Source organism: Psychrobacter sp. AOP5-GZ1-6 (assembly GCF_052376345.1).
In the GTDB taxonomy this organism is placed as follows: domain Bacteria; phylum Pseudomonadota; class Gammaproteobacteria; order Pseudomonadales; family Moraxellaceae; genus Psychrobacter.
The window spans coordinates 1-4,577 of record NZ_JBQSVP010000188.1 but is presented as its reverse complement, the minus strand read 5'-3'; the positions used below and the strand labels follow the sequence as shown (position 1 = coordinate 4,577).

Below are 4,577 nucleotides of genomic sequence, written 5' to 3'. Positions count from 1 at the left end.
TCTTTTACATCAATTATGGCTACGTCTGATGCCAGCATACTTTTTAGAACACCACCGAAAATTTAATGAAACTTCTCCAGTTGTATCTCCGGCACGATTGATACTATACCAATGATTATCTTTTCGCACTTGAGCGACGCCTCTATCGAAGTCGGTAGCCTTATCATATTGTAGCGCTATTACTACATTGCCTTGCATATCCATAAAGCCGTACTTATTGTCTTTTTTGATTAACATACGACCTGCTTCTGGAAAGCTTAACTCATCATAAATAGGTTCGATCCATCTATTATTTTTTAAATCGACTATGCCCCATTTGCCACCTTTCATTACTGCAATCACATCTGCTGAATAAGGTTTTACTTTTTCATAAATAGGCTTAATCAACTCTTTACCACTCTTGTCGATATAGCCAAACTTCCCATTCACCTCTATAAAGGTTTTATCGTTGTAGAACTCTCCTATTGAATCGTAGTTAAACGGAATGATTACCTCGCCTGTATTTTTTATATAGCCAACCTTGCCATTTTTCTTTGCCATAACTAAACCATCTATGACCCAAGCACTGATCTCATCATACTCAGGCTTAGCTATTTCAACACCTTTAGTATTGACTAAGCCCATCTTTTTATTCTGCTCTACATATGAAAGCTCATAGATAAAAGGACTCACACGGCTATACTTTGGCTCAATGACTACCTCTCCTTTTTTGTCGATAAAACCATATTTACCATCTAACTTCATAGGAGCTATGTCTTCAAAAAAGTGCTGTATTTGCTCGTATATTGGCTCTATAACTATATTACCGGCACGGTCGATAGCACCGTACTTATCATTTACTATAATAATGGCCTGCTCATTAACAAATGGTGCAGCCTTATCAAATTGAGCAGGAATGACTATGTTATTGCTTTTATCTATATACCCTACTTTTTTATCTTTTTGAAAGCTTGCCAATCCCTCTTCAAAGGAAGATATTTCCTTATATATAATCGGTATGACTATTTCGGCATTTTTATTGATATAGCCAAATTTATTATCTTTACGAATTTTAGCTAAACCGTCTTTAAACGGTTCAACATCATCATAGTTGCCTGTTAATATATCGTCACCGTTCCTATCAACGTAAAAAGCGCGATCATCCTTTTTAACATAAGCCAACCCTTGGTCAAAGTCGCTTACCTCATCGTAAGCAAAATCTAAAACAACCGCTCCTTCGGTATCAATAATGCCCCACTTTCGATCTTTGTTTTGTACAGCAGCGCGTTCCTCATTAAAGCTCTTAACTTTATGATACTGAAGCTCATCAATCAGCTGTCCGTTTACATCAGCAAAACTCCATCCTCCATAACCAAAAACAGGTCTAAAGCCATTACGTAAACCTTGAATAATAATGTACTCAGGCGGTAGTATAAACTCACCATCATAATTTATGAGTCCTCGACTGCCATCATGTACAATCGCTAATCCCTGATCAAAACCACCCGCATCGGCATATTTTATATCTATAACTACCTTGCCAGTCTTATCGATAAAACCATAAATTCCATCTTTTTGTACCACTGCAAGCCCTTCACTAAAGGGGTGTATATTATCGTAGATTAAATCAATAGCCACCTTGCCTGTTGCATCAATATAGCCATATTTATAGTCGTTACCAACTTTAGCCAAACCCTCATAGAAATCTTCAGCATAATCATACTTAGGCTCCACGATTATCTGTCCTTGGCGAGTAATAAATCCATACTTACTGTCTTTTTCAATCATAGCAAGCCCCTCTGTAAATCCGCATTCTCCGCGATCAACAGCAATGATATCTTTTGGTAGCTTATAACCATCATCAAAACGAAGTTGACAGTCCGCTAGTGCTGGAATACTCATGGACAATAAAAGAGGAAATAAAAACTTCAATGAAACCATAAAAACATTACCACTGTATAAATAGAACAATTGTTCATTATATCTTATTTTTTTGATAGTTTCTTACATGATTGTTATAGTCCATACTCTATAAGACACATACGACACTCCTGAGATAAATTTAGTTTACATGCGTGCACCTATGTGTTTTATAATAACTATCGAAATACTCTCCTCTTAGGACTCGTAAGTATAGGATATATCGTATGAGCCAAAATAGTAGTTCATCTACCGACCAAGCCAAGAATGATGCTGACGCAATACCAAAATATCAACCACCTCAGAAAAAACCGCACTATGAACGCTCAGATGATATGCGCGTGGTGGTCACTGGCATGGGTGCTATTACACCTTTGGGACTAGACGTCGATAGCTCATGGACTAAATTGCTCAATGGCGATAGCGGCATAGCAACGATTAGCCATTTTGATGCAACGGGCTATCGTTCGCAAATTGCTGGCGTAGTCAAAGATTTCGATGCCAAACAATATATGAATGCCAAAGATGCGCGCCGCTACGATGAATTTATGCATTATGGTGTGGCTGCCTCTTCCATGGCATTAAAAAATGCTGGTTTCATCAATGAAGTAAGCGCATCAGACGCCCCTGTACAAGGTGTTGATCAAGAACGTTTTGGTATCATCTTAGGCTCAGGGATTGGTGGTATTCAGACTATTGAAAACAGCCGTGATACCCTACGCGAAAAGGGTGCAATGAAAGTGTCGCCCTTCATTATTCCAGGCTCTATCGTCAATATGGCTGCTGGATTGGTGGCGATTAAACATACGTTAAAAGGTCCAAACCTCGCAACATCAACTGCCTGCACCACTGCTACCCATGCTATCGGACTTGCAGCGCGTTTGATTGCTTATGGTGATGCTGATGTGATGCTAGCCGGTGGTAGCGAAAAAGGCTCAAGTCCGCTAGGCATATCAGGATTTGGTGCGATGCATGCGCTCTCAACACGCAACGATGAGCCAACCAAAGCCTCTCGTCCTTTTGACAAAGACCGTGATGGGTTTGTATTGGGTGATGGTGCTGGCATGGTGGTGCTCGAAAGCCTAGCTCATGCCAAAGCCCGCGGTGCGACAATACTGGCTGAACTGGTTGGTTTTGGTATGAGTGATGATGCAGGTCACATTACTGCACCACCAGAAGATGGTAATGGCGCTGCACGTGCGATGAAAAACGCCTTGCATGATGCGGGTATTGAGCCTTCTGTAGTTGGTTATGTCAACGCTCATGGTACCAGTACACCTGCTGGTGATGTCGCTGAATCGATAGCCATTGAGACCGTATTTTCACCAGTGAAAGACAGTATCTTAGTGAGCTCAACTAAGTCTATGACTGGTCACTTATTAGGTGCTGCCGGTGGTGTCGAGGCCATATTTACCGTGCTTTCCTTACAGCATCAGCAAGTACCACCTACCATTAACTTAGACAATGTGGAAGACAACTGCAATCTTGATTATGTCGCTAACCAATCACGTAAAGTTGAAAATCTGCAATATGCAGCATCCAATAGCTTTGGCTTTGGTGGTACCAATGGCTCATTGATATTTGCACGTTGGCCTACTGTTTAATAGCTGATAAAAACGCACAATGGGATGCGTTGTAACCTTAGTGTCAGATTTACTACGTTTGTCCACTTGCAGCCCCTTATCGTATTTGCGTATGATAAGGGGTAATTTTTGGAACATTTATGGACGATACCATGTCAAGCTACTCATTTTCTCATCAGTTTTATCAGCGCTGGACGTGTGCGCCTGAACCTATTCGCGCAGCAATTACCCAAGAGCTAAAAGACATCACCACCTTACTGCAAAACGATACACCGTTTGAAAGCTTTGTGTTTAATACTCATGATTTGGATGCCCATATCGATGAGCTCTATGAAAATCATGAAGCGGAGCAAGCCATCGCTAAAGCCATTACTGACAAAAAAGCCGAAGAGCAAGCGACCGTCGAAAAACAACAGCGAGAAGAACAGCAAAGAGTAAAAGCGGCAGAGGATGCCAGATTAAAGGAAAGTGCTAAATTAAAAGAAGAAGCCAAACTTCGTGAAGCGTCAGATACCGCGCAAAAAGAACAACAGAAAAATGAGCAAATAGCCACTGAGAAGAATAATGTTGCCGATAAAGTGACCGCTATGAATGCCAATGATGCGAACGATTCAGCATCACTCGGTATTGATAACAGTGTTGAAAAAAATCAAAGCGTTGAAAAATCGGCTGCTACACAACCTAATGCTGATAACAACTTTGTCACCAGCTCTGAGAACAAAACCATCAGTCAGCATGCTCATGTCACTAATGACAAAAATAGCAATGATGAGCACAGCGTAAAAGCAGTCAACGACAAAGCCAGCGCCGCCATCAAACTGGCCCTGAAAGACGCAAAACTGAGTAACACGCATCAAGAGCTGATCCGTGAGCTGGAAATGCAAATTGATGATTATCTCAGTGAGCAAATGATGCTGATGTCTGAGAATTTAAAATCTTGGTTACGTGCTGAAGTGACCCAGAATCTAAGCGAGGATAAAGCAGGAACTAACAAAGAGTCGCAAAAAAGCTAAACGCTGCTTCCTACTTCCTACCCATCAATCCTTAGGAATAAATTCTTAGTGATAAATTACCAGTCATAAAAAATCCCCGTAA

General features: G+C 40.8%; 3 protein-coding genes. 2 read left to right on the top strand and 1 reads right to left on the bottom strand.

Annotated elements, in window-relative coordinates:
- Nucleotides 1-9: 9 nt before the first annotated feature.
- Nucleotides 10-1,920, bottom strand: coding sequence for a WG repeat-containing protein (locus tag ACT3RN_RS14635; protein WP_192520330.1), 1,911 nt, complete (start codon nucleotides 1,918-1,920; stop codon nucleotides 10-12).
- A 206-nt stretch (nucleotides 1,921-2,126) separates the two neighbouring features.
- Here ACT3RN_RS14635 and fabF point away from each other — a divergent pair, with 206 nt between their 5' ends.
- Entirely contained in the window at nucleotides 2,127-3,503 is a 1,377-nt protein-coding gene (fabF, locus tag ACT3RN_RS14630; RefSeq protein WP_442062890.1) for a beta-ketoacyl-ACP synthase II, read from the top strand.
- A 119-nt stretch (nucleotides 3,504-3,622) separates the two neighbouring features.
- Nucleotides 3,623-4,495, top strand: a complete 873-nt coding sequence (locus ACT3RN_RS14625; RefSeq protein WP_192520329.1) for a hypothetical protein — start codon at nucleotides 3,623-3,625, stop codon at nucleotides 4,493-4,495.
- The last annotated feature ends 82 nt before the right edge of the window (nucleotides 4,496-4,577 follow it).